Genomic DNA, 26,879 nt, shown 5'->3' with positions numbered 1-26,879 from the left:
TTGCAAGTCCTCCATTTTATAAGTAAATTACCACCAACCGAATAAGTAACGGTTGTCATTGAATTATCATGCATGCTTAGTGATTAAGGCCGAAATTGCTTCTTTAGGCTGCAATCCAACTGCCTGATCGACCTTTTCACCATCTTTGAAAAGAATAAGTGCTGGTATTCCCATTATCCCGTATTGTTGTGTCGTCGCTGTATTTTCATCAACATTGAGTTTAACGATTTTAACCTGTTCACCCATTTCAGCATCCAATTCATTAAGGACTGGTGCTATCATTTTACATGGACCGCACCATGGTGCCCAAAAATCAACTAGCACAAGACCTTCTTTAACTACAGCCGCAAAATTATCATCCGTTACATGCTCAATAGTCATGATCATATCCTCCTCGTTTTATCACCAACTCATTAAAAATCAAGTTTAGCAATTCTATTGCCTTCCAAAATGAAATCGGATTTTTTATCCTTTAATGTGGGATGGATCTTAATCGTTCCCAATTTACCAGATAACTCCATAAACCACGTCTCATCTTTGGAAAGCAACGCTAAATCAATTAATGCCAATAGATCACTTTCGTTACTAATTTCTAAGTCCGGCAGCTTTTCAGTCCATTTACTTGGAATCCAAATCGCTTTACCAATTGCCTTTTCATTATCGCTTTCCACAACATTCACTTTAATGATATCTTGATTCCTGCTTAAGGTTTCGATGAATCCGTGTATAAGTTCTCCCTCCCTCGACCTTCCTTGTACCCAATCACCGTTTTCAAACTGCTTATTTCCTGCCATAAAAGACACCCCTTTATTTTCATTAAAAAAACAACAATAAACTGTAAAAATAAAATATACAGTAACTATAAAAGAAAAAACTAAATCAATATCAAGGACATTGCTTAATTTTCTCCAAAAATGCACTCAGGGTAATATTCTCTAAATATTTTTCAAAATATAGTTCAGCTTCATCGAGTATTTGATCCATAACCAGCTGTGTATTGGAAGATATGACACACTTTCTGTCCGGGTCACCTGTACACCAATTCGGCTTTAATGTCCCGTGTGAGACGGTTATATATATATCCGCCAAAGTTACCTCTTCAGGGTTACAAACGAGGATATAGCCACCGCCAACACCTTCTTTAGTCTTGACATATCCTTTGTTCCGTAAGCTGCTCATCATTTTCCTGATTCTTGCCGAGTTAGTACAAACGTTTTCTGCGATAGACTCACTGCTTGCCATACGATCTGGCAAATAAGCCAAATACACCAAACTATGCACAGCTATTGTAAAATCACTATTCACTTTTGGCATCCTCCTCAAGAAGATTACTGTAATCTTAAACGTTACAGTTGCTAAAGTCAACTCTCACCACTTTATGATTTTTCCCACCATTTTGCCACACTAAACGGAATCGATATGGAAAAAAATCAAAAACGTGCATGTCGCGTACTGGAAATTGTTCAAATAACGCAGTGAGTTATGGTCATTCCCAAAAAAAGATTAACCTGTTCCATATGTAGACACTATCGAGTCTTTGAAGAGGTGCTACCGTCAAACTAGACGAGGTGAAACGCCAAAATGAACAGTTACTAAACGGCTCACCATAGGTTATAAAAAAATTATCAAGTGGTTATCCAGAGAACTAACTAATGTTTTCTGGATGAAGAAGTGAACAAGGCATGGTCCAGCTTGCCCAAGGACCATCGCCTTATCATTCAAAGATGAAAAGATATTGAGTTGCTATGATTCTGACAGGTCCTATTTTCATCATATCTACTATTACAACTATAAAAGGTTCCAAAAAAGACTAAGCCAGAGAGCTCCAATTGAAATCGGATTTTCGATCACTGCCCTGCCTTTTTATGTTTCTTCTTGTCGGGGATGATCTTTTAATAAATTTCTATAATATATACTTTTTAATCGTATCATAAGCCAAACTAGTCGGATGCAAAGCATTTTTAAAAGTTGAATGATTACTTTCTCCAAAATGATACTCATTAAGAGCATCTGTATCCTTTAAGATATTTCCTGTTAAGATACATAGTGCTGACTCCTCTTTGTCAATCACCTGTTGAGACACTAAGTTTCGTAGTCCAGCAACAGTAGCTGCCGAAGCAGGTTCACATCCTATTCCACTTTTATCAATTATAGCTTTTGCATCAAGGATTTCGTCATCTGTCACGGATATGGTTATTCCATTTGTTTGTCTTATTATATGCATGGCTTTTTTCCAACTAGGTGGATTTCCGATATTCATTGCAGAAGCTCTAGTAAATGGATGAAGTTCAGGTGTAAGTTCATTCTTTTCTTGAGCTATCATTTTATGGAATGGGCTGGCACCATCAGCTTGAACAATTGCTACTCGAGGCATCTTCTCTATAAACCCAAGCGTGAATAACTCATGTAATCCTTTACCTAAAGCAGTTGCATTACTTAAGGCTCCACCAGGTACAATAATCCATTCAGGTAAATCCCAGTTTAAATACTGTGCTATTTCATAAACAATACTTTTTTGTCCCTCTATTCTAAAGGGATTAATTGAATTGCATACGTATAACCCAAGATCACTACTATACTTCTCTAGAAACTGAATACCGTCATCATACGTACCCGAAATACTAAATACATGTGATCCATAAGCTATTGTCTGTAATACTTTATTAATCGAAATATCTTTATTTGGGACGAAAACATAAGAATTTGCATGAGCGATCGAGGCATACATAGCTAAAGAAGAGGATGTGTTTCCTGTTGAAGTGCAAGTGAAGTTTTTATAGCCCAAGGATTTCCCATGAGAAACCGCAACAGTCATGCCATTGTCTTTAAATGAACCACTAGGGTTTTCACTTTGCGCCTTTAAAGAAACTTGATTCAATCCCGTATATCTTTGAATCAACTCAGATGAGTATAATCCTGTGTTTCCTTCATATTTGGTAACAATACAGTCTTCAGGTAACTCAGGACAGATTAATTCTTTGTACCTCCATACCCCACTTGCATAGGGTGTCATACGTTCAGCAAGACGTTCATTAAATAAATGCTTCAAAAAGTCAGCATCATAGTTGTGAAAATCATGGACAATATCTAATAGTCCGCCACATGTACAATGGTAGATAAAATCGTTAGAAGGCATTTCTTGACCACAGTCGATACATACTAGTTTCATTTATTAGGGACATGCTAGCTGCCCTCTCACCTCTTTAATTAGGGATTTTCTTGAGTAGGAACTTTTATAGTCTTATAATAAAGAAAGAATTTCAATAAATATAATATATCTTTTATTAGTATTCATAAGTTTCATTTATGATTATAGAGGTGAATAATGAACCTACATGCATTAAGACTGTTTTATACCGTCGCTGAAAAAGGAAATGTTACTCGTGCTGCTGAGGAGCTGAATATAAGTCAGCCTGCTGTAACAGCACAAATAAAAAAATTTGAACAAGAACTTGGTTTAATTTTATTGTCTCCTAATGGTAGAGGCATCTTATTAACTCAAGCTGGAATTCAACTTGCTAAACAAGCTAAAAGATTATTTTCCCTCGAAACTGAAATAGACTCTTATATTGATCAACTCAAAAAGGGAGCAGTTGGAAAGCTCCGTATTGTCGCAACATATCTTCCAGCAAATTTTCTATTGCCAAAATGGATTGGGCTTTACAAACAAAGGTACCCTGAGGTGGAGGTAGAATTAACAACAACTAATTCTCGAAGTGCAATCAATCAGTTAATTAATCATGAAGCGGAAATTGCTTTCATCGGTGGAAGAAAAGAGTTTAATCCAGTCATTCATAGTAAGGAATTACTTGAAGATAAAATGGTATTTGTCGTGCATAAAGATCATAAGTTTGCTTCAAAAAATATTACATTGGCTGAAATGGTAAGAGAGCCTTTTGTGTTTCGAGAAGAAGGGAGTTCTTCACGAGAAAAGTTGGTTTCTTTATGTGAAATCCATAATGTAAATAAACCAATCGTTGGTTTACAGATTAATGGATTGAATGAAACAATTAGAACTGTGATTGAAGGTTATGGAGTTACCTTTGTTTCATCTCTTGAAGTTAACGAATATATGACCCGTGGAGATGTAGACACAGTACATGTAGATGAAATTCAATTAAAAAATCCCATCTCATTATGTACAAGAAAAAAAGATGCACTTGCCGAAACGGCGCTTAATTTCATACAAAGTATTGAAAAAGAAGAAAATTAATCGAGTAGGCTCCTATCCTCCGACAGACTTTTTATTCTTAAAATTAGTTAGATTGAAAAAGAAAATTTCCAGCAGCTTTGTTTCTCCTTAAAATCATCTTTAAGGGGAAATAATACTGGATGCCGATAAAAATAAAAGACCTGAGCAGGGTAGAATACCGAACTCAGGTCTTTAACTATATGTTCTTATCAGATTTTAGCTAATGCTGCTCATCTTTTTCTCAAGGTTTCTCCGAGGTCACATATGTACCAGCTATGAAATCATGGATCGCCCGATGATCTTTTCTTATACCGACCATGAAGGCGCTAATAATAAAACCTATTCCAATAGTAAGGATATAGACTATACCTGCAACGAATGTTCTTAACAGCATCGTGCCTAGACCTACTTTCCTGCCATCGACCCTTACGATACGAATGCCCATAATCCGTTTACCGACTGTATAGCCATACCATACTATCGGGACAATCAGCATGTAGAGTAAGTCCACAATCGTTGAATAACTTTCATTTTCCCAATCCCCGGTTATCCAACCGAAAATCAATGTTAATGGTAATGATATTATTAGTCCGTCCAGAATTCCTGCAAAGAAACGTTTCCAAAAACCTACTGAATCGTTCATTAATGAACCTCCTGTTGTTAGTAGTAGTTACAATTAACTATTTTACCAGATATGAGCTATTGTAACGAGAGTTTTTACGGAATTCACAAACAGGATTTAAATCAGTAACATCATTATTAATTTTACTGCCGCTTTTTTCATTGCGGACATCCTTTACCATACAAAAAACCCCTCTCCCTGATTGAATCAAACAGAGAGAGGGGTTTCGAATCAGTAATTGAAAGATAAAGCAAAAACAAGGAAATTTATTATGAAAGATTCACTCTTCAAGGTAGTTTATGATTTGCTTATCTTATAATTGCGATTAATCAAAGGATGAACCATCGAATTTATTTTGTTTGTTGCTTGTTCATGGCGCTCATCATTTGATTAATTTTCTTTTGGGATGGTTTCATGCCCATTTGCATCATCATCATTTTCAGCATCTGTTCGTTAATTGGCGGATTTTTCTTTAAGTAATCCATCATGTATTTACGAGCGATGAAAAATCCCAGCACTACTCCAGCAATCAATGCCAGTACGCCAACTAGAATGTAAACCCACATACTATTTCCTCCTTCGTGTTGTCTAACATCAGTGTACTAGACCAAAGATTATTATACAATACCCGCTGCCGAAAAGTCCCCCATTTAGACAAATTTTCTTTCTTTTATCGGTTTTAACCATCCGTATTTTTCGTGTTCAAAATCTATCGCGAGAAAACTCGCCTCGTATTTTCGAATACATTCAAAAAAGGCAGTTTCTGCTTCGTAGTCTCCATCAGCTTTTAGCGTAATGGATTCGTTCTCGATAATCAAAACGGCTTTACTTGATCCATTTGTTTTTTCTAAATAGTATTTGCCATCTTGAGTCCAAAAATTCATCTTTCTAGGCAAACGTTGTTCGATGGCCAATTGCAATTGGATAATCGGGACTGTTTTGGTGACAAATTCGATTTGTTTTTGCAAAATACTCTTCAGTCTGCCCCTTGCATGAATATATTCCAAAAACAAATTGAAAAATAGTTTTTCTCTTCCATAATAATGATGGGCAAATTCATCTTCGATTAAAAAAATTTGATAGGTTCTCATCAGCACTTGCCTCCTAGCATTCCTATTTTGTAACTCGGACAACTCCAACCATTTCCATCATTTACTATATATGATGACTTTCCCCTATAAATGACACATTTAAACGAAAATTAATTATTCCCATTATATATTGACAAACGAACAGGATATGTTGTTTGCTGGTGAAATTTTCTTCTTTTTTTGTCGAATCGAAGATTTCTCATACCAATGAAAAAAAACTGACACCAAGCTAGTTGGCGTCAGTTTGTATTACAATTATTTTAGCAACCCTTTAACACGGGCCACTACATTTTCTACTGTGAATCCAAACTCTTCCATGATCTTGTTGCCTGGTGCAGATGCTCCAAAGTGATTGATGGCCAAGATTTCACCCTCATCACCTGTATAGCGATCCCAACCAAACGGAGAAGCCACTTCAATAGCTAGACGTTTTTTCACGGCCGGATTGATGACACTTTGTTTATATTCTTTCGATTGCGTTTCAAATCGATCCCATGAAGGCATGCTGACAACAGAGACATCAATGCCTTCTGTTGCTAAAGCTTGCTGTGCTTCCACAGCCAGATTCACTTCGGAACCAGTCGCAAGAAGTAAAGCATCGGCATCTGCTTTCTTGGAAGCAGAGATGACATACGCCCCTTTTGAAACACCTTCATAGGCATTTTGTGCAGTATCTTTAATTGTTGGCAATCCTTGGCGTGTAAGGACAAGGGCAGTTGGTTTATTTGTAGACTCCATAGCCACTTTCCAAGCCGCTGCCGTTTCATTACCGTCAGCTGGACGGATTACACCTAAGTTAGGCATCGCACGTAATGACGCCAATTGTTCGATTGGCTCATGTGTCGGACCGTCTTCCCCAACAGCAATGCTGTCATGAGTGAATACATAGGTTACAGGTAGGCCCATCAGTGCTGCCATCCTGATGGCAGGACGCAAGTAGTCAGAGAAAACGAAGAACGTTCCTCCGTACACTTTAAGTCCACCATGAAGCGTCATTCCATTCAAAGCCGCTCCCATTGCGAATTCACGTACACCAAACCAAATATTGCGACCACTGTAGTTACCCGGTAAGAAATCTGTCTCACCTTTGATGGCTGTATTATTCGATCCAGCTAAATCTGCTGATCCACCGATGAAGCTAGGAACCTTTTTGGCAATCGCGTTTAACACTTCACCACTTGAAGCACGGGAAGCCAATGTTTTTCCTTCTTCGTAAACTGGAATTTCCTGATCCCATTCAACAGGCAGTTCACCCTTGATTGCCAGCTCCAATTGACCGGCTAATTCAGGATGTGCTTCTTTGTAATTTTTGAACATTTCGTTCCAAGCTTCCTCTTTTTGAGCTCCTGCATCAACAACAGTTTCATTGAAGTGTGAATACACTTCTTCTGGTACATGGAAGTCCTTTTCGAATGTCCATTTATATGCTTCTTTAGTCAACTTCAGTTCATCTGCACCAAGCGGAGCGCCGTGAACAGCAGATTTACCAGAACGGTTTGGAGAACCGTAACCAATAACTGTTTTCACTTCTATTAATGTTGGACGATTTTCATCCGTTTTCGCTTCTTCAATCGCTTTAGCAATTTCCTCTAGATCATTTCCATCCTCAACACGGATATATTGCCAGTTATAGGATTTGAAACGTTCTGCTACACTTTCACTGAATGACTGACTTAAGTCGCCATCAAGTGAAATATCATTGGAATCATATAAAACAACAAGTCTTCCAAGTTGAAGATGCCCAGCTAATGATGCGGCTTCGGCAGATACGCCCTCCATTAAATCTCCATCTCCGCAAATGCTATATGTATAGTGATCGACCACATTATAAGAATCACGGTTATAGCTTTCTGCCAGGTGGCGTTCGGCCATTGCCATTCCAACTGCCATCGCAATCCCTTGTCCTAGCGGTCCTGTTGTTGCATCTACGCCTGCAGTATGCCCAAATTCAGGGTGTCCTGGAGTTTTACTGCCCCACTGACGGAACCCTTTTAAATCATCGATCGATAATCCATAGCCAGACAGATGAAGAAGGCTGTATAACAGCATCGATCCATGTCCTGCTGAAAGAACAAAGCGGTCTCTATTGAACCAATCTGGATTTTTCGGGTTATGATTCATATAATCGGTCCATAGTTTATATGCCATCGGCGCTGCACCCATAGGCATCCCTGGGTGGCCGGAATTCGCCTTTTCAATGGCATCGATCGATAAAGTACGAATCGTGTTGATGGAAAGTGCATCTAATTTATCTAACATATCGTAAAACATCCCTTCTTGTAATGTACCTCTTTATATTATAGTGACCTGCTTAATATCACAACTAAAATCACTATTTGAAACCCAATATTATACTTTTTGCAAAATAGAGAAGTCCCCTATTTAGATTAAACTAAATAGGAGAATACATACATGAACGCTCTCTTTTTTAAAAACTAAAAGCCAAAAGAACCTTCCATTGGGATATTCCCATCAGGTAAGTTCCAGCATTAATGTAAGTTTCTTTTTTCTTTAATATCTTTGATCTTTTGAGGAGTGACGTCGTTACCTTCTGGGTCGACCACTTTTACGTGTTCTAACGTATCTGACATGGATTGCCTGAATGTTTCCAGATACTCACTTCTTAATTGCGTTTGTTCTTTCGCCTCAACTTCCGTCAAGCCAATTTCCTTAGCCTTTTTGGAAAGTTCATTTATGCGGGCCAATTTTTCTTTTGATAACATAATTTCGCTCCTTCATAATCTGCGGATAATGTCATAGTATTAAAAAAGTCGCGAAAATACAAGTTCTATGATTGACTTTCCTGTGCAGTTTGCTGGCACCCGAGATAACGACAATTCAGGATAGCTTAGGATGGCAGCTAAAATCCTTTAAGGAATCTCTGTGCTAATTTATCGAAGCTTATATACTATTTTGCACTTAAATAAATGAAAAACAAAATATGGTCATAAGAGCATGAACAATTGTCTTCCTCCATTAAATCCAATCATTTCCTCTTATCCGGGTGAACGGGTAAAAAGGAGAGTTGCTTGAACTCTCCTTTTTTACACTATTTCAATTGATCCAATGCCATATTTAACTTTAATACGTTCACTTTCGGTTCTCCAAATAACCCCAGTGATCGAGATTCAGTATGTTTCTCGACAAGATTATATATTCTTTTTTGGGAGACGCCTCGCTCTAGCGCAATGCGTGACACCTGCACTTCCGCTCCTTCTGGTGAAATGTTTGGATCTAAGCCGGAACCTGAGTTTGTCAGTAAATCAGCAGGTATCTCTTCTTGTTTGACCGTTGGATTTTCTTTTAGAAAAGTTGTTAGGTCTTTTTCAGTGCGCTTGATCATGTCCTGATTGGATGGGGCATAATTGGGTGAGCCCGAGCCTGCCGCATCATATTCTATAGAAGAAACACGACCATGAAAGTAAGCAGGGTCTTTGAACGATTGCCCTATTAGTTCAGAACCGATGATTTTTCCTGATTCGTTTTTAATTAAACTGCCATCCGCTTTCTCAGGCATAATGACTTGGGCAACACCTGTCATTAGCAATGGATAGGCAATTCCACATATAACTAGCAACACCAAACTTAAGCGAATATTTTTTAACATGGATTTCCACCCTTACTTTTGATTTTAAGCTACATGTAGCATGACGAGCAGTATATCGATAAGTTTAATTCCTATGAAAGGGACGATCACGCCGCCCAATCCGTATATGAATAAATTTTTGGTTAATAATCTTGAAGCACTCATAGGTACGTATTTCACACCCTTCATTGCCAATGGGATGAGAAGGGGTATAATAACGGCATTAAATAGTAAAGCAGATAAAATGGCGCTTTGTGGTGTAGCCAGGTTCATAATATTCAGAGCCTTCATTTCTGGAATCGCCAACATGAACATCGCAGGAATAATCGCAAAGTATTTGGCGACATCATTGGCAATGCTGAATGTCGTCAAGGCTCCCCGTGTCATGAGTAACTGTTTACCGATTGCCACTACTTCGATTATCTTTGTAGGGTCAGAATCCAAATCCACCATATTCGCCGCTTCCTTCGCTGCGATGGTTCCTGTATTCATCGCCAATCCAACATCTGCCTGGGCCAATGCAGGAGCATCATTCGTCCCATCTCCCGTCATGGCCACAAGTTTACCTTGTGCTTGTTCCTGTTTAATGACGGAAATTTTATCTTCGGGCTTCGCTTCAGCAATATAATCATCTACTCCGGCTTCTTTTGCAATGGTCGCTGCTGTTAATGGATTATCACCGGTACACATAACGGTTTTTATGCCCATTTTCCGCAATTCATCAAAGCGTTCCCTCATGCCTGCTTTTACCGTATCCTTCAAGTAGATGACACCCAACACACGGTTTCCTTCGGCAACAACAAGTGGAGTTCCGCCTGCAGTTGCGACTTTATTCGTAATGCTTTCTAAATCGCCAGGAACTTTTCCTCCTTGCTGCTGTATATATTCTCTTACTGAATCCGCAGCACCCTTCCTAATTATTCTGCCATCAGAAAAGTCTGTACCACTCATCCGTGTATCAGCCGTAAACTCAATTCCTTCCGTACCGGTTTTATCTAATTCTCCATCGGATAATCCAAACTTTTTAGCAAGTTCGATGACCGAGCGGCCTTCAGGCGTTTCATCGTGTAAGGATGAATGAACGGCCACTTTATTCAATTCAGCTTCGCTTACCCCCTTAACCGGTAAAAAAGCTGAAGCCATCCGGTTCCCATGGGTGATGGTTCCTGTTTTATCAAGGATGATCGTATTAATATCACCAGCTGCTTCGACAGCTTTTCCCGACATGGCAATGACGTTAAATTGAGTAACCCTATCCATACCCGCTATCCCAATGGCAGACAATAGACCCCCGATGGTCGTTGGGATCAAACAGACCAGCAATGCCACTAAAGTCGCAATCGGTAATGTGACTTTAATATAAGAAGCAATTGGTACAAGTGTCGTGCAAACAAGCAAAAAGATAAGGGTCAAACTGACAAGCAGGGTGCTCAGGGCAATTTCGTTAGGTGTTTTTTGTCTTTTTGCTCCTTCAACGAGATTAATCATGCGATCAAGGAAGGATTCACCTGGGTCTGAAGTGACGATGATTTTGATAAAGTCACTGATGACTTTCGTTCCTCCAGTTACCGAACAGAAGTCCCCTCCGGATTCTTTAATCACGGGAGCTGATTCGCCAGTGATGGCGGACTCATCTACAGCCGCCACTCCCTCGATTACGTCACCATCGGTCGGGATTAAATCATTGGTTTCCACCAAGACAATATCGCCTTTGCGAAGTTCCGTGGCATCCACTATTTTAATGGAACCGTCTTTTTGGAATAACTTTGCCTTCGTATCCTGTTTCGTTTTTTTCAGACTATCGGCTTGCGCTTTCCCCCGCCCTTCTGCCAATGCTTCCGCAAAGTTAGCAAAGAGGATCGTTACGAGCAATATGACGCTCACAGCCATGTTATACCCTCTATCTGATGTACCTCCAAAAAGGGTTGGGAATATGGAGAGTAATAGAGTAATAATAAATCCTATTTCCACTACGAACATAACAGGATTTCGAGCCATTATTCTTGGATCTAACTTTTTACAGGCATCTATTATCGCTTGCCCGATTATTTCCTTATTGAGAGTCCCTTTACGCTTTGTACTCATTTTTAGAATACTCCTTTTCTTCGTTTATCTAATTGTGAGCCATTCTGCTACTGGTCCGAGTGCAATGACAGGGAAGAACGTCAATGCCCCAATAACTAATACCGTCGCCAAGAGAATGACTAGGAATGTGCTATTATCTGTCTTGAACGTTCCAATCGTCTCGGGAACTCGTTTCTTAGTAAGTAAAGATCCTGCGACAGCGATTAGTGCAATCATGGAAAAGTAGCGGCCAAACAGCATGACTAAACCGGTGGATATATTCCAAAATGGAGTGTTATCTCCTAAACCCTCGAACCCGGAGCCATTATTGGCTGCCGAAGAGGTAAACTCGTAAACCACTTGCGTAATTCCATGAAACCCTGGATTGGATATAGCCGATGTGCCCATTTGTGTAGCTAAAGCAATGGCTGACGGAACTAGTATGATTAGCGGATGAAGAAGAATGGTAAGGGCTATTAGTTTCATTTCCCTGCCTTCAATTTTCTTCCCTAAAAACTCCGGCGTTCGTCCAACCATTAGCCCGGCAATGAAAACGGCCATTATTGCGTACATAATGATGTTAACCGTCCCTACTCCATCACCGCCGAACACACAGTTCAGCATCATTTCTGCCAATGGCACTAATCCGCCAAGTGGAGTAAGCGTATCATGCATATTATTGACCGTACCTGTCGTAGCGGCTGTCGTAACGGCTGTAAAAAGGGCACTCTGTGCGATTCCAAACCGCACCTCCTTGCCTTCCATACTTCCATTCTCTTGAGAAATGCCCATTTTCTCTAATGAAGGATTTCCATTTAATTCACTGAAATACGTAACACTTAAGAATACAAGGAACATTAATCCCATGGCCGAAAAAAGAATCCAGCCCAGTTTCTTGTTTTTTGCCATATACCCAAACGTTAACGGGAGAGCGACAGGTATTAAAAACATGGATAAAATCTCTAATATATTGGTGAAACCATTAGGATTCTCAAAGGGATGTGCCGAGTTGACCCCAAAGAATCCACCTCCATTTGTCCCTAAATGTTTAATCGACTCCAACGCAGCAACCGGCCCGCGCGCGATATTCTGCTTCGCACCTTCCAATGTAGTGGCAACGGCGGTAGGATCAAGGGTTTGCGGCACCCCTTGGGATACTAGTACAAGCCCGATTAAAATGGATAACGGCAAAAGCACCCTGGTGATGGAACGGATTAAATCCACATAAAAATTCCCCATACTGCGCTGCCCGGTCAGGCCTCTGAAAAAGGCCATACAGAGCGAAAGGCCGGTAGCCGGTGTCGTGAACATCAAAAACATGATGACGACCATTTGCGATAAATAAGAAAGTCCCGATTCCCCGCTGTAGTGCTGCAAATTGGTATTTGTAAGGAAGCTTGCAGCAGTATTGAATGCCAATAATGGATCCATATTGCCTATATTACTAGGATTACCTGGTAAAACTCCTTGAAAGCGAAGTATCAAGTACGAAATAAAAAACATGACTATATTACTTAAAAGTAGTGCCTTGGCATATTGCTTCCAGTTCATATCACCGGTATGAATACCAGATAATTTATAAATTCCCCGTTCTAATCCCCCAAACATTCGATCTTGTTTTGTTGATTCTAGGGAATAAACATTAACTAAGTATTTCGCCAGCGGTATGGCCAAAATAATAACGAGTGCCAATACCAGACCGATTTGTAAAAAATCCATTTGCATTTCCTCCGTTTTGTAACTATTAATATTTTTCCGGGTAAATCAAGGCATGAATTAAATACAACGAAAGTGCTCCAACAATACATAATAAGAACATTGTTTCTACTCTCCTTTTTCTTCGATAACCTTAGAACAAAAATGGATAAATCCAAAAAATAACAAGAATGAAAAAACTGTAAGCGAAATCGATAAAAGATCCATTAACAACTCTCCTTCCAACCTTCTACTATCTTAATTAAGTAACAGCACTCACCCCCTTAAGGTGTACTAGGATTCGCTTGTTAGCAGCCAGTTATAGCTGTATCCATCTGGTTTACTGAAGATGACAAAATCCGCTCCCATTTTTTTATATAGATTGGAATTTTGGTGATTACATGTAACAACAAACAATCTAAACGGTTTGAACTGTGAAAATAATTTAACAAGTTTCATTCCATCCAACAGAGAATGAGGGAATAGATAAACACTGTTATACTGGCGCGGATCACGAATCTTTTCATAAAAAACATTTTGGTTTCTTGTTGGCTTAAACCATTCTTCATCATAGTCCACAGTTTCTACGTTCCTTATATCCGTATGGATCGCCCGGATACTGTCCTTTACGGATTTATATAATTTTCCTTTTCCAACAAGCAGTACTTTTCCCATACACTCCACCTCATACGTGCTTTTTCGTATTCTTTTTCATTTTGCATACTTGCTGGGAAAGAGAAGCCTGCCTGTTGGAAACATAAAAAAAATAGACCAATGCTTACTTCTTCCCCATGTATGCAGCCATGCAGTAGCTATCCATAACCGAGTGCTAATCAAATTGATTCACACAACGGTTATTGGATGCATTGCAAAACAAACATATAAAAATTGGAGAAAAAGTACCCATTGGTCTACTTAACGCCCAGTCAGCATGTGCTTTCTTTGCGTTCTGTCTTCCATGATCCTTTTTCATATGAAAATAGGCAAATTAAAAAGACCTACTTTGTCATTCAAGTTGCCTTTTGCCGTTTTTACACAACAAAAAAGCCCCTTGATCAAGGCGGTCTCATGACCTCCTTCGCTTTAGCCGACGAAGTTAGCTGACGGGTAGGATGGCGAAAGAGTCTCTCATCCTTTCTGCAGATGCAGAATTAACCCCAAAAAATTGGTTCCTCCGTTCCTGATTACTCAGGACTAAGCCGAATTTCAATTGTTGGTGTTGAATATGATGTTATTTTATGCCGGTGGACTACTCCTTGTAAATTGGCATTTTCCGTTGAATAAGTTCGTTTTAGATACTTTTTTTAATATATTCTCCTCATTCCTATTGTTTCCTTATGATATCTCTTTTTTTGTAACTTTTTCCGTTTGCATTATTGGCTATATCCTACCATTTTTCAATTTCACGTTTCCATGGTTTGGTAGTCCAGCTGACTTTCCACCTTGATTCACTGCAACGAAACGCAAAGAAAACCCTCTGTAACTGAGGGTTCGTTCTAGATTCAGTTCGGTTGTAGGCTTGATTTGTTTTGTTTTCGACTAATGCACAGCACCAGCCATTTGCTGGACATCAAAACCAAAAACACTGTGAAGAGTCCGGACTGCCCTCTCTGTAATGCTTTCCGGAATAATGCAGGAAACCTTCATTTCCGAATTGCTGACCATTTTGATTGCAATATACTCTGCAGCCAAGGCTGTAAACACCTTCGCTGCCGCCTCTGGATTTGAAACCAGCCCAGCTCCAACGATGGAAACCTTAGCTAATCCTACTTCCGTAACGATTTCCTCAAACGCTAGTCTTGTCTTATTGGCCTTGAGTAAGTCCAGTGTGCATCCCAAATCAGCTATCGAAATAGTAAAGGAAACGTCAGTTAACGATTCATTTGAACATTGGGTGATCATATCAACGTCAATATGAGATTTTACCAGGATCGAGAATAAAGATGCTAATGCGTCAAATCGTTTTATTGTAATTTTCACAATATTATTTTTATGAGTCACCCCGCATACTACCTTTTCTTCCATATCCACATCCCCCTCAATAATCGTTCCCGCTTCATTAGTGAAACTAGATCTTACCATCAACCGGACATTATTTTTTTTCGCACACTCCACCGCACGGGAATGCAGGACCGCTGCTCCTAATGTCGCCAGTTCCAACATTTCATCAAAAGATATCCTAACTAATTTCCTAACCGTTGGAACAACACGCGGATCGGCCGAATAGACTCCGGAAACATCTGTATATATTTCGCACATATCAGCCTTCATGCTGGCAGCCAGTGCAACCGATGTCGTATCCGAACCACCCCGGCCAAGGGTAGTCACTTCCCCGTCTTCCGTAATTCCCTGAAACCCTGCGACAATGACAATGATCCCTTTATTAACGAGATTTACTATTCTATCGGTGTCAATTCGGACGATTCTCGCTTTAGTGTGAACGGATTCAGTCATGATTCCAGCTTGCCATCCCGTTAAAGAAACGGCAGGGTAGCCTTTGCTAACCAAAGCCATAGCAAGTAAGGACATGGAAATCTGCTCACCGGAGGCCAACAGCATATCCAATTCTCTATCAGGTGGGTGCTGTGACAATTGCTTGGCCATGTCAACTAATGAATCGGTCGAATTTCCCATTGCCGAAACCACGACAACGACATCCTTTCCCTCGTTCTTAGCCTCGATTATCCGTTCGGCTACGTGCGAAATTCTTTCAACGCTGCCAACTGAAGTACCGCCAAATTTTTGCACAATAAGTGACATATCCATCTTCCCCTCCAACTATTATTTCTAGGGCTGACCCTTAACCGATCGAATGCGATACTGAAGTTTCGATATCCCCTATTCACATTGAAAAGACTTCATCACTTGTTAAAAGCCAATTATAGCTGTAACAATCCGCTTTACTAAAGATGACAAGATCGGCTCCCAATTTTTTATACAAACTAGAATATTGCTGATCAAGAGTGACAACAAACAGCCTAAACGGTTTGAACATTGAAAATATTTCCATAAGGCTAATTCCATCTGATGGAGAATCAGGGAAAAGATATACAATCTTATAGTTCGCTATTTTATTACCGATTAATTCATAGCATTCTCCCAGGTTACTTAGAGGTTTACACCACTCTTCTTCATAGTCCAAAATTTGGACGTTACTTGTATCCGTGTGGCTTGCATACAGGCTACCCTCAACAGCTTTGAATAGTTTTCCTTTTCCAACAAGCAATACCGTTTCCATAAATCACCCCACCACGCTTTTCGCTTACATAGGTTACTTGTTGAAAACAAACAGAAATAGACCAATGCTTACTTTCCCCCTTGTATGTCGCACAGTAACCCGTCCTGTCCGTGTGTTGATTCACACATCGGAACTTTGGATGTTTTACAATAGCAACAGGTAGAGAAAAGCACTCATTGGTCTACTTAACGCCCAGCAAGCTTTACACTCTCTTTGCGTTCTGTCTTCCATGATTTATTCAGTTTATAGGCATAATAAAAAACCTATTTTAGTAGCAGGCTATTTTGCTACATAAAAGCAACATAACAGCCCTAGGGTAGGATGGGGATAGAGTCTCTCATCCTCTCTGCATATGCAGAATTAACCCCAAAATAATGGTTACTCCATCTCAACTGTGTGAGTTTTGACCGAAATTAATTTGTATTTTCTGGGACTCATTCTACACTTATCCATATTGACTTGTAAACCCCTAGTGAATCTTAAATAAGCTCAAAATCACCCATATTCATTCATTTCCAATTATTTCATCTACTAAATCACTATATTGCTTCAAAATACTTATTATTTCAAGCTATTAATATTTTTTTCAGATAGGATTGACAAGAACTAAGCTCGGACATTATGATAAGTTGCATAAATTTGGAGAAAATCAAGGAGGCAATATGGTAAATCCAAAAAAGAAATTAGAAGCTGAAATAAGTGCAGCACTTATAACATTTCAGCGAGAACTAATGGGCCGGGGCCCTCGAGAGGCGAAAACATACATTGTTCAGGATATGGTCATTACCCGTTTTAAGGGAGTTCTGACTGTAGAAGAAAAACACCTTGTTTCCCAAGAAACGGGGCGCAAGCTTGTCAAAGAAATGAGGCAAGTGCTAAGGGAAATGTACAGTGAGGATTTTGAGGAAATTGTGCAACGACTGACAAACTGCAATGTACTTTCCAGTCATAGTGATATCAGCACGAAAATGGAGGAACGACTGGAAGTGTTTATCGTTGATAGAAATTTAGAGAAATTTTTGGAATCGTAAAATAGAGTTTATTTGTCCGAACGAGGAAAAAAATCAAAGTACCCAAAACTAAACGCACGAAAAACAGTCAATTCCAACTAGATGATTTAGTAGATGTTTTTCACTTTTCGACAAATTAATTGAGATTTTAACAAATTCAATTCTTTATGGGGGTTAAGCCATCTTTTTAGGAAAGACAAGTCTTACCTCCCCATGTCGCTGCCTACCTTGAAAGCGTTGATCTTTGTCTGTTTATGCACATAATCTTTACTTGTGCATAAAGCTTGCGAGAAGATCTTTTTTCGCAAGCTCTTTCATTCGAAAATTAGGAGAAGGGCTTTTTCGTGAAACATAGCGTCGAGCTTTTACATCTTTAATCTGTCCGGAATTTGAAGCATGTAACTCTTACAATCTATCATCTCCGAAGGTGCAACGGTTCATCCATTAGTGGCTTTTGTCCATAAATAAACCTGATTTTTATTTAGCTTCTCATCACGAAGTAGCCATGCATTATCGGTTCAGATTTGAGAAGGATTCTCCATTGTTATAATCCGATCGGTTTTATAGTCATTCTTTAGTATCTTCCATCATTTCCGGTTTATGATCGGCAACCACCAATACATCCAAATGACGAACCGCACGAAGTAATTTTTGTACAACAGATCCTTTAAGAATTTCTTCGAGCCTTTTACGGGCAGATTGTCCGATAATCACCTGAGTTGCGTTTTTTTCATGTAATTGTTGAACAACCGCCCCAACTACTTTTCGTCTATGGTGGGTTTCATACATTTCGAAATGTCCCCCGAGGCGTTCCGTCAATAAACGGAGTTTTTCTATCGTTTTTTTGTCCTCCTCAGATAGAGGTGTATGGTCTTGAACGTAAACGACATACCATTGAGCTTTTAACCGATAAGCGATACGAAACCCGCGCCGGATTAGACGTTCACTATCAGGACGCAAATTAACACAAACAAAGATAACCTCCTGTTTTCGCCAAGGTCCCCTTAAAGTCCGCTTCCTTTCCCATGACTCAAGCCTTTCATCCACATCATCAGCTACCTCGCGCAAAGCCAATTCGCGCAGAGCAATTAAATTGCCCGTTTTAAAAAAATTGTTAAGAGCTTGATCAATCTTATCCTTGGCATAAATATTCCCCTCCAGCATTCGTTGCTGCAGGCTATTTGGTGAAAGATCAATAAGTTCAATCTCCTCTGCCATACGCAGGACATGATCTGGTACGGTTTCGCGGACACGGACGCCCGTAATTTGTTCGACACTATCATTTAAGCTTTCAAGATGTTGAATGTTCATAGTGGATATAACTGAAATGCCCGCTTTCAGAATTTTTTCGACATCCTCGTATCGTTTTTTACATATACTTCCCGGGACGTTTGTATGAGCCAATTCATCAACAAGAACAACCTCTGGATTTCGTTTAATAATGGCGTCTGTATCCATTTCTTCCAATACGACATTTTTATATTGTATTTTTTGCCTCGGAATTAAATCCAATCTACCGATTTGTTCAAACGTATCCACTCTTCCATGCGTTTCAAGCAACCCGATTATTATATCTATCCCTTTACTTTTTAGTTCGTTTGCCTCACGCAGCATCGTATAAGTCTTGCCAACACCAGGTGCAGCACCGATATATACCTTTAATTGTCCCTGCCGGATTCTATCAATATGTTCAACTACCTCTTCATTTGAAAGCCGGCGGTATGGATTCAGATTATTTTCTTCCTTCCACTTTGCCGGGATAACCCTTTCCCCATTTTTTTCAGTTCTGTCAGCGACAATAAAAACATCTATATTCCGGGTTTTTCGCAGGATCCTATTGATGATCGATCCGTGAATGATTTCCTCCCAACGGCTTCGCTTCGATTGGCCGATTACGATTCTTGTTACATTATTCTCGGTGGCATAATTTACAATTTCTTCGGCAACATCTTCTCCTGCAAGAGGACGTTCTTCAAATTTCCCACCTATTTTATGTACTAGCTTCTTAATGGATCTTCTGAACGTTTCTTCTTCCTTTGATAATTTTTTAATGGGGGAGTAAAGACAAACTACATATAACTCCCCGCCGAGACGTTTGGCAATTTGTTGTCCCCGCCGTATGAGAATCGATCCATTCCAATGGTATTGGACGGAAACAAGGACCCGTTCTGAAGCACCTGATGGCCCTATCAGTCCCTGCTGTTCACGATAATCATCTAATTCATCGTTAACCTCTCCCGCTAAAAAACGAAGGGAAAGCTCCCGTAATACTGCCAAATTATCTCTTCTGAATAATTTTTGACTCTTTCTATTTGCATCATATTCATGTTTAGTGGGATCTTCTTGAAGGCGATTAAGAATTTGTTCAGGAGTAACATCCAAAAGCTTCACCTCATCTGCCATTGCCAGCGTATTATCGGGAACGCAATGATCAACTTGTACCTGCACTCCCAAAAGTCTTTCAGCAACCTCTTTGACACCCTCCAATTCATAGATGTTAATGGTTGTTATAACGCTAATGTTGTAGCTCATTAACGTTAGCACATCTTCCAATCTAGTCTTATTTGGAGCCTCTGGCCGGTTGCGATGTGCCAGAGCATCCACAAGAACGACTTCAGCATTCCGTTCAATAATGGCGTCAATATCCAAATCTTGTTTAAGTAACCCATTCTCCATCCACTCAATGGGTAAAATTCTTTCTAACGTGCCTATTTGTTCAATGGTTTTGGGACGATCGGAGGCACGCACTGTGCCTACCACAACATCAATCGATTTCTTCTTTAATGCATTTCCTTCCAATAGCATATGATAAGTCTTCCCAGAGCCAGACACAGCACCGAGAACGATTTTTAAACGTCCACGGTGAACTTTATAAAGTGATCGTAAAAATTCTTCTGGTGATTTTCGCCGAAACTTCTCTCCCATTCTTTTCGCCCCTTCTCTTTAAAACTATGTGAAAAGGAGAGCTTACTACCCTCCTCCAATAAAACAAAAAGACAAGTCGTTATAAATATTTTTGCACTTAATCCGGCTAGGCTATTATGCTTCCCTTTCTAAACCGATAAAGAAGCAGGCAGTAAGCATCCTGTTAATGATTTCGCATTTTATCTTTTAATCCCCTTTTTCTTATACTAATTATTTGCCCTGACTAACTTAGACAATAACCACCTACTCATTACGACCATTAAGCTTTTGGCATACGTTGTTGCTATTCACCAACTATGTGTTGATTTCCCCTCCAATGCTCAGCTATTCAGAGGGCGGCGGTGATCCTTCAAGGCGGAAAGCCTGTGGGGTTTCACCTGTCCCGCTGCTTCGGCAGGAGTCTCGCAATGTTTTAAAACGGCAAGCTTTAAGAAAAGAGCCTAAAAAAAGACCAATGGCTCTCTTTCCCCAATGTTGAACACAAGTGCACTCTACTCCCTAAACAATAAAAAGAGTTGATGCATGTAACCTTGTCATTCAAATTGAAGGAAAAAGTACCCATTGGTCTACTTAACGCCCATTAAGCTTCATAGCTCCTTTGCGTTCTGCCCCCCATGATTTCTTTCCTGCATTTAAACATGTAATATTTTGTCTATTGTACGTTTACAAATACATATTGTAAATGAATTTATATTTTCAAATCACCGCATATGTTTATTGGATAGTGGAATGGCGATCTATTTCCTCATAATATTCTTTATATCTCCTATGGACTGTCGCCTTACTAACATCAAATCCTAATCCTCTTAATGTTGCGGCAATTTCTTGAAAGGTAAGGTTCTTTTTTCGAAGATTAATTATTTCATTGATAGGCACCTCTTTTTTCTCCCTGCCTCCCAAGTGTATATTGGATAAATTCTTATGAGGTTCGTAACCATTCTTGATAGCCCTCTCCATACCTCTGCTAATCTTATATTTTGCAATTCTATTCTGAAACTCTTCAACAGAACTTAATATTTCCAATACCATTAGATCCGCATCTGATAAAAAAATCTCTCCATGATCTTGTATCGTAAAAACTTTTATATTCATTTTTCGCAGTTCATGTATAAGTGCAATTTTTGAATGTCCCCTTCCTAATCGGGTATCATCCTGTATAAGTAAAACATCTGCTTGCTTTTCCTTAAATAGTGCTAAAGCTTCAACAATTCCATCTCGTTCCACATCAAATCCACTATGTCTTTCTTCGATAATTTTTAACACATCGAATCTATAATGATTTGCGATATTTTCAAGTTCTTCCTTTTGTCGTTTTAATGATGTATCTTGGGTGTTCTTTTCCGTACTGACACGGCAATAAATAATCGCTTTCAAATTCCGTCCTCCACTTAATTATTTAGAGCTTTTCTATAAAAGGATGAATTACAAGAAAAAACCCAAGGAGCTGTATAAAGTTAATCATCGCTTATTCTTGACTGGCCAACAAGCTCTTCCCCTTTAACCGGAATGACGATAACCTGCCCAGGTTTAATCGAATCTGCACTGATGCCATTATGCTCTTCTATCCAACCAATGAATTCCTTCTTTGTCAAATCAGTTGCTTCATATTCGTCGGAGATTCCCCATAAGGTGTCGCCTTCACTTACTTCTATAGAAAGGAAATCCTTTTTTTGATCATCGTTTAATGTGCAAGAGAATAAAATTGAAAAGATGAATACAGAACCCGCTAATAGAATCGTATAAATATAATTTTTGTATAATTTTTTCATGAATAAATCCCTCCAACACGAATGTTCGTTCGTATGATATACTTGAATTATAATACGAACACTTGTTTCAGTCAACAACAATATTCGAACTTATGTTTGTATAGATTGGGGCTCCATGCTATAATGAAGCAAAGAAAATTGGAGAAGAGGTGCACATATGACTAAACTATCAAAACGGCAGCAAGATATTCTTGATTTCATTAAACAAGAGGTCCGCCTGAAAGGGTATCCACCATCCGTAAGGGAAATTGGTGAAGCCGTAGGACTTGCATCAAGCTCAACAGTTCATGGACATCTATCCCGCCTGGAAAGCAAAGGGCTGATCAGACGTGACCCTACTAAGCCAAGGGCGATTGAAATCCTGAATTTAGAAGAAGCGAACACTATACCAAAAGCTAATGTCGTGAACGTTCCTTTACTAGGTAAAGTAACAGCGGGCATGCCCATAACGGCCATCGAGAATATAGAAGAATACTTTCCGCTTCCCGAAAGCATGGTACCGCACGACGATCATGTATTCATGCTTGAAATCATGGGTGAAAGCATGATCGAGGCTGGAATTCATGATGGCGATTATGTCATCGTCAAGCAGCAAAGCAGTGCCAATAATGGAGATATCGTCGTGGCCATGACTGAAGATGATGAAGCCACTGTAAAACGATTCTTTAAGGAACCGGATTACATAAGGCTACAGCCTGAGAACTCAAATATGGAACCGATCATTTTGCGAGATGTATCGATACTCGGAAAAGTGATAGGTTTATATAGGCAAATACACTAAAAGCGCTAACCGCGCTTTTTTTGTTTGTTTTTTAATGTATGAAACGAACTCTCTCATTATGCATATTGTAAGACTCGTTTTTTTTGATAGGTTCGTTTCCCTTTTCTAGCAATGCCCCCATACGTTGTACTCGTTTCTATGTATTTTTGCCAACTGAACTTGTTTGACCAACAAAAAAAGGAAGTGATAACACCCCTTCCCACTACGCTCATTTCACTCTTAATCTTTGGTTCACTTTAATTAGGTTAAGATCGGCCAACCCATTCCATTGCTGAATCTGAACTTGCGTCGAACCATATGCATTGGCAAGGGCAGAGACGGTATCTCCTTTTTTCACGATATGATAGACTTCTTCGGCCATTACGTCGTACTTGGTTAAACTGCTCGTTTCAATTAGGTTCACCAGTTTTTCCGTATATTTCGGATCTGTGGCATAGCCCGCGTCGAAAATTGCCTTAAGGGCCTTTTTATAATCTTTTTCACCAATGACAAAAGTATATAAATTTCTATTCCACGAAGTCCCGAATGCATACAGATTGGCAAGATCGCGAAGACTCTCCTCCCATGTCGGGTACTTTCTGAATTTGTTCCTTACTTGAACTGGTGCTCCGTTGACATATTCGATCGTTTGGAAAATGATGAATTCTCCTTTATATTCACCTTTCGTGCCAAAAATATTTTTACCCTGCTTCGCTAAAGCGCTTGTCCCATATCCACTCTCCAAACAAGCTTGGGCAATGATGACGGAAGGTAAAATTTTAAACTCTTCATAAATTCTAAGGGCATAAGGTACTATTTCATTGATGAATGTTTCCTTACTCATTCGAACCTCCCGCTAAGTTGTCCTTACCACTTTCATGCATGGTCTTCATTCATATCGTATTCATTGCCATGAGAAAGGTTACAGGTTGTCCAGCCAAATGGGTGAAAATCGGTGATGTTTGCTGTTCATCCTTTTAAGGAAAGTACGTTGGTGGCGTGAGTGAAAACAGATGGAAATTTCCTTTATATATTTATCTATAATAACTAAATCGTTCCCTTCTTGATCGATCAGTCGCAAACAATCGTATAAAATGTTTGTAAAAGGTGAAAATACACTTGAAAAACTTCTTGCTTAAGGGGGTGCACGAATGGACTTTCCAACCATCCATACAAACTTTTGGGATGCTGTGATAGCGATACCCATCATCATGATTGTCACGCAACTTCTTAAGCTCACGTTTCATATCCCACATAAATTCATTCCTACAATTGCATTAGGTCTCGGTTTATTTCTTTCCATTTTCATTAGCCATAGACACCATTTGGTTGCGGGCGTTTTCATGGGCTGGTTTTATGGATATGCAAGCATTGGCAATTACGCTGTTCTCAAAACTGGCATAACATCTTATCGGTCATCTAATCAAAAGAATGATTGGAAGTGGTCGCCAATTATTCACTCACTTCATCCCATGCATCCTCTGCCTCGAACACTTCGATTTCTGTTGTCCACCTCTCTCAAACAAAAAAATGCCTTCAATAAAGAAAAGGCATCCTTCAATCGCTTCTGCTATTTTTCAATATAGACCGAACGAATGAGGGTACGTTTTCGCTCCGGACCATTCGCTCTTTTTTCCTTCACATCTATCGTTACATTATAAACTCCAGATTTAGGTACCTCCGGAAGTTTTCCTGAAAAATTTTCTCTGTCCTTTATATACATGGAGGGTTTTGGGCTAACTTCCCTGCCGAATTCATCTATTAGATGAACGTCAAAGGTTGTAAGCACTGACTCCTTTTTATCATTGAGAGGTTTCTTGATGAAAAACTCGGCATCTTTTTGTTTAACTTTTCCAGGCATGCTCAACGTAATATAATCCTTTTCGTTAAATTGTGCCGTTAACAGGAATGCGTCTTTAGGGGTATTCGTTTTCAACCGCACTTTCCATGTACCAATTTCAAGCTTACTATTATTAAATGTTTGGATGGTTGCTCCGTGAAAGAAGGAAGTTTCATTCTTTCCAGAGTGGATAATAGGTGAAAGGGAATGCCTTTTATTAGACGGAGAAACGACTTCAATCTCAACATCTTTTGAGGCTGTGTATATGGTTATAGTGCCTGGAACCGCTTCATCCACAACGAAACTTTGTTCATTCCACGCATTTTTTTGCAGGTTGCCTCCGACAACGGTTTGAGAGAGGCTTGAGGTAATGACCTTATCTTCCTCCGCTTGTAGGTTATGTTGGATGTCCATAATAGGAACAAATGCAATGGAAGCACTTCTTAAATACGATTCAATTCTTGAAAATACGGCTGACCCGGTGCGAATATTATCGTGATCGAGATTTGAGTCGGAAAATAAATGTTTCGCGTAAAGTAATTGGCTACTCCAAACATTCACTAGTCCATCGTTTTCTCCATAAGAGGATAAATACTCTCCTCCAAGTGATAAAGCAGTCAGCGCTGGGCCTCTATTCATTCCGGCACCGGTGAAATACATATTTTTTCGGGAGTTTATATGGTTATCTGTGGCAGCACGAAATTCCGCCATTTTCCCAACCTGCAAAGAATATGTTCCATCATCTTTTTGACCGAGCAGTGAGCCTAGCCAGCCTGCATACCAGCTATATGCCAAATCAGCGAGGTTCGATCCATGGTGAGGCGAAGCTAATGTGATTACCCTGCCCACATATCGGTATGCCCCATAGTGTACAAGAGCTGCTTGGGTATCTGGGCCCCCTTTGCTATGTGCAATGATATTAACCTTTTCACCATTGAAATGGTTACTGATATCCTCTAGCATGGAGGCTAACAGCCTTCCATTGGCATATTGACTCGCAGATCCGTTTCCGGCTGAATCATGAAGCTGAACGAAAACGGTTTGATAGCCAGCTTCATAAGCTTTCGTATACATATCATTGACTCCATGATAGTCCGTTTCTCCATACCAGCTTGTAGAACTGCCATTTTTTCCTTGAACGAATACGATCGGTGGTTTATTTAGGTCATGGTTGGGAGGAGTGCTCCCTAAAAACCAATCACCAGGGCGGAATGTTTCAGAGGGTGGTTTTAATTTTCCAGCAGAGGTCATGTCCGGCTTAGCCATAATCAAAAATGTTACGATGAGGATGAAAAAAACGACATGATTGATTACAATGCTTTTCAATTGTTTTCTCCTCCCATATTTCTTGCTTTTTTTGAAATCCCTTCTGACACTGACCCTCTTTACGGGTCGACTTGCGCTTTCATTTATTAATAATTGCACATTCCCCATCCAGCACCTGCCACTCTCTTGAAAGATGGGTAAAAAAACCCAGGATGAATCCGTTTGGATAGTGCCAAAGTATGATGAATACTTCCATCTCATATAAAGGCCAATTTAAAGGTTATGTATATAAAGATGCTCAATCATGACGAAAAGCCCTTCTCCTGCATAGGATATAGGGCTTTTCCTTATTGAGCATCCTTACTGCCGGTTCCTTCGAATAAGCCATTTTCCATTTGCTCCTAATCTTGGTGTTTCAATAAAACCTCCATGAAATAAGCCGTCAGCAAAAGAATTTGACGATTATATGGCTATCATCGATGGGATAACACCTAAAGTCCATTTTCAATCTTAATTCTCCATTAAAAATCTTTTCTCTGAGGGTAGATGAAGTAAAACCTGTAAAAGCGAAGTTGAAATGACTGGTTATATTGTGTCGCTACGCACTTAATCTCCCTTCACCATTTCATTAATCGATACTACGACAGGTAAAGTGACTTCAGTGATTAGCTCGTCTTTTCGATTGTAAAGTTTGAATATTCCGTCATACTTGATGATATCTGCAATCACTTCACCACAAACTTCATTTCCAATCGCAAAAGTACTAACGGCAGTCCCATCAATCACTTCAATAGACTTAATTTCTCTTTCCACTTGTTTCA

Annotated in this window: 26 protein-coding genes, 1 pseudogene and 1 riboswitch; of the genes and pseudogenes, 4 read left to right on the top strand and 23 right to left on the bottom strand. The window is 39.6% G+C overall.

The genetic code is table 11. From position 1 onward, the window contains the following. Positions 1 to 66 precede the first annotated feature (66 nt). The 4 genes from trxA to thrC all read right to left on the bottom strand — a co-directional run bounded on the left by trxA (position 67) and on the right by thrC (position 3,169). Positions 67 to 381, bottom strand: a complete 315-nt coding sequence (gene trxA / locus ASU00_RS11165; protein WP_057913552.1) for a thioredoxin — start codon at positions 379 to 381, stop codon at positions 67 to 69. A 32-nt stretch (positions 382 to 413) separates the two neighbouring features. Then, positions 414 to 794, bottom strand: a complete 381-nt coding sequence (locus ASU00_RS11160; RefSeq protein ID WP_057913551.1) for an IDEAL domain-containing protein — start codon at positions 792 to 794, stop codon at positions 414 to 416. A 91-nt stretch (positions 795 to 885) separates the two neighbouring features. Next, positions 886 to 1,305, bottom strand: a complete 420-nt coding sequence (locus ASU00_RS11155; protein ID WP_057913550.1) for an RrF2 family transcriptional regulator — start codon at positions 1,303 to 1,305, stop codon at positions 886 to 888. A 598-nt stretch (positions 1,306 to 1,903) separates the two neighbouring features. Then, positions 1,904 to 3,169: a threonine synthase gene (thrC, locus tag ASU00_RS11150; protein ID WP_057913549.1), complete on the bottom strand. Its 1,266-nt coding sequence runs from the start codon at positions 3,167 to 3,169 to the stop codon at positions 1,904 to 1,906. 156 nt (positions 3,170 to 3,325) lie between these two features. Here thrC and ASU00_RS11145 point away from each other — a divergent pair, with 156 nt between their 5' ends. Continuing rightward, positions 3,326 to 4,213, top strand: a complete 888-nt coding sequence (locus tag ASU00_RS11145) for a LysR family transcriptional regulator (RefSeq protein ID WP_057913548.1) — start codon at positions 3,326 to 3,328, stop codon at positions 4,211 to 4,213. 220 nt (positions 4,214 to 4,433) lie between these two features. Here ASU00_RS11145 and ASU00_RS11140 read toward each other — a convergent pair whose 3' ends face one another. The 13 genes from ASU00_RS11140 to ASU00_RS11085 all read right to left on the bottom strand — a co-directional run bounded on the left by ASU00_RS11140 (position 4,434) and on the right by ASU00_RS11085 (position 16,488). Then, positions 4,434 to 4,835, bottom strand: coding sequence for an RDD family protein (locus ASU00_RS11140; RefSeq protein WP_057913547.1), 402 nt, complete (start codon positions 4,833 to 4,835; stop codon positions 4,434 to 4,436). Positions 4,836 to 4,872: 37 nt separating this feature from the next. Continuing rightward, complete coding sequence (locus ASU00_RS26675; protein WP_269085317.1) at positions 4,873 to 4,995, bottom strand: hypothetical protein; 123 nt, start codon at positions 4,993 to 4,995, stop codon at positions 4,873 to 4,875. A gap of 169 nt (positions 4,996 to 5,164) precedes the next feature. Further along, positions 5,165 to 5,380 carry a YneF family protein gene (locus ASU00_RS11135; RefSeq protein WP_034312934.1) on the bottom strand — a complete coding sequence of 72 codons (216 nt, stop codon included), beginning with the start codon at positions 5,378 to 5,380 and terminating at the stop codon, positions 5,165 to 5,167. Between the two features lie 84 nt (positions 5,381 to 5,464). After that, complete coding sequence (gene sirA, locus ASU00_RS11130; protein ID WP_057913546.1) at positions 5,465 to 5,905, bottom strand: sporulation inhibitor of replication protein SirA; 441 nt, start codon at positions 5,903 to 5,905, stop codon at positions 5,465 to 5,467. Positions 5,906 to 6,160: 255 nt separating this feature from the next. Next, entirely contained in the window at positions 6,161 to 8,164 is a 2,004-nt protein-coding gene (gene tkt / locus ASU00_RS11125; RefSeq protein WP_057913545.1) for a transketolase, read from the bottom strand. Positions 8,165 to 8,394: 230 nt separating this feature from the next. Next, entirely contained in the window at positions 8,395 to 8,628 is a 234-nt protein-coding gene (locus ASU00_RS11120; RefSeq protein WP_057913544.1) for a DUF896 domain-containing protein, read from the bottom strand. Between the two features lie 326 nt (positions 8,629 to 8,954). After that, positions 8,955 to 9,512, bottom strand: coding sequence for a potassium-transporting ATPase subunit KdpC (gene kdpC / locus ASU00_RS11115; RefSeq protein WP_057913543.1), 558 nt, complete (start codon positions 9,510 to 9,512; stop codon positions 8,955 to 8,957). A 24-nt stretch (positions 9,513 to 9,536) separates the two neighbouring features. Further along, positions 9,537 to 11,576, bottom strand: a complete 2,040-nt coding sequence (gene kdpB / locus ASU00_RS11110; RefSeq protein WP_057913542.1) for a potassium-transporting ATPase subunit KdpB — start codon at positions 11,574 to 11,576, stop codon at positions 9,537 to 9,539. Positions 11,577 to 11,600: 24 nt separating this feature from the next. Next, complete coding sequence (gene kdpA, locus ASU00_RS11105) at positions 11,601 to 13,274, bottom strand: potassium-transporting ATPase subunit KdpA (protein WP_057913541.1); 1,674 nt, start codon at positions 13,272 to 13,274, stop codon at positions 11,601 to 11,603. A gap of 25 nt (positions 13,275 to 13,299) precedes the next feature. After that, entirely contained in the window at positions 13,300 to 13,374 is a 75-nt protein-coding gene (locus tag ASU00_RS26895) for a potassium-transporting ATPase subunit F (RefSeq protein WP_082630262.1), read from the bottom strand. A gap of 170 nt (positions 13,375 to 13,544) precedes the next feature. Beyond that, positions 13,545 to 13,925 carry a hypothetical protein gene (locus ASU00_RS11100; protein ID WP_057913540.1) on the bottom strand — a complete coding sequence of 127 codons (381 nt, stop codon included), beginning with the start codon at positions 13,923 to 13,925 and terminating at the stop codon, positions 13,545 to 13,547. A 395-nt stretch (positions 13,926 to 14,320) separates the two neighbouring features. Continuing rightward, positions 14,321 to 14,461: riboswitch (cyclic di-AMP (ydaO/yuaA leader) on the bottom strand. A 328-nt stretch (positions 14,462 to 14,789) separates the two neighbouring features. Beyond that, positions 14,790 to 16,010 (bottom strand): aspartate kinase, encoded by a 1,221-nt coding sequence (locus ASU00_RS11090; protein WP_057913699.1) that lies wholly within the window; start codon positions 16,008 to 16,010, stop codon positions 14,790 to 14,792. A gap of 82 nt (positions 16,011 to 16,092) precedes the next feature. Next, positions 16,093 to 16,488 carry a hypothetical protein gene (locus ASU00_RS11085; RefSeq protein WP_057913538.1) on the bottom strand — a complete coding sequence of 132 codons (396 nt, stop codon included), beginning with the start codon at positions 16,486 to 16,488 and terminating at the stop codon, positions 16,093 to 16,095. Positions 16,489 to 17,150: 662 nt separating this feature from the next. Between ASU00_RS11085 and ASU00_RS11080 the strand changes: the two genes are divergently transcribed. Beyond that, a complete protein-coding gene (locus ASU00_RS11080; RefSeq protein ID WP_057913537.1) occupies positions 17,151 to 17,519 on the top strand; it encodes a Na-translocating system protein MpsC family protein in 369 nt (122 codons plus the stop codon). 546 nt (positions 17,520 to 18,065) lie between these two features. On the opposite strand, the gene ASU00_RS11075 is transcribed toward ASU00_RS11080, so the two are convergent. The 3 genes from ASU00_RS11075 to yneA all read right to left on the bottom strand — a co-directional run bounded on the left by ASU00_RS11075 (position 18,066) and on the right by yneA (position 22,192). Beyond that, complete coding sequence (locus tag ASU00_RS11075) at positions 18,066 to 20,423, bottom strand: universal stress protein (protein ID WP_057913536.1); 2,358 nt, start codon at positions 20,421 to 20,423, stop codon at positions 18,066 to 18,068. Positions 20,424 to 21,137: 714 nt separating this feature from the next. Continuing rightward, complete coding sequence (locus ASU00_RS11070; protein WP_057913535.1) at positions 21,138 to 21,797, bottom strand: YneB family resolvase-like protein; 660 nt, start codon at positions 21,795 to 21,797, stop codon at positions 21,138 to 21,140. A gap of 80 nt (positions 21,798 to 21,877) precedes the next feature. Then, complete coding sequence (gene yneA / locus ASU00_RS11065) at positions 21,878 to 22,192, bottom strand: cell division suppressor protein YneA (protein WP_057913534.1); 315 nt, start codon at positions 22,190 to 22,192, stop codon at positions 21,878 to 21,880. 157 nt (positions 22,193 to 22,349) lie between these two features. On the opposite strand from yneA, the gene lexA reads away from it, so the two are divergent. Continuing rightward, positions 22,350 to 22,973 carry a transcriptional repressor LexA gene (gene lexA, locus ASU00_RS11060; RefSeq protein ID WP_057913533.1) on the top strand — a complete coding sequence of 208 codons (624 nt, stop codon included), beginning with the start codon at positions 22,350 to 22,352 and terminating at the stop codon, positions 22,971 to 22,973. Between the two features lie 208 nt (positions 22,974 to 23,181). On the opposite strand, the gene ASU00_RS11055 is transcribed toward lexA, so the two are convergent. After that, positions 23,182 to 23,796, bottom strand: coding sequence for a glucosaminidase domain-containing protein (locus ASU00_RS11055; RefSeq protein WP_057913532.1), 615 nt, complete (start codon positions 23,794 to 23,796; stop codon positions 23,182 to 23,184). A gap of 307 nt (positions 23,797 to 24,103) precedes the next feature. Between ASU00_RS11055 and ASU00_RS11050 the strand changes: the two are divergent. Beyond that, a pseudogene (locus ASU00_RS11050) lies at positions 24,104 to 24,385 on the top strand (hypothetical protein); the annotation flags it as partial. Positions 24,386 to 24,522: 137 nt separating this feature from the next. On the opposite strand, the gene ASU00_RS11045 reads toward ASU00_RS11050, so the two are convergent. Continuing rightward, positions 24,523 to 26,058 carry an esterase/lipase family protein gene (locus tag ASU00_RS11045; protein WP_413783520.1) on the bottom strand — a complete coding sequence of 512 codons (1,536 nt, stop codon included), beginning with the start codon at positions 26,056 to 26,058 and terminating at the stop codon, positions 24,523 to 24,525. Positions 26,059 to 26,664: 606 nt separating this feature from the next. After that, positions 26,665 to 26,871 (bottom strand): hypothetical protein, encoded by a 207-nt coding sequence (locus ASU00_RS11040; protein WP_152983735.1) that lies wholly within the window; start codon positions 26,869 to 26,871, stop codon positions 26,665 to 26,667. Between the last annotated feature and the right edge of the window lie 8 nt (positions 26,872 to 26,879).

The organism is Peribacillus muralis (genome assembly GCF_001439925.1).
GTDB classification, from domain to species: Bacteria; Bacillota; Bacilli; order Bacillales; family DSM-1321; genus Peribacillus; species Peribacillus muralis.
This window is presented reverse-complemented; position numbering and strand designations above follow the sequence as displayed.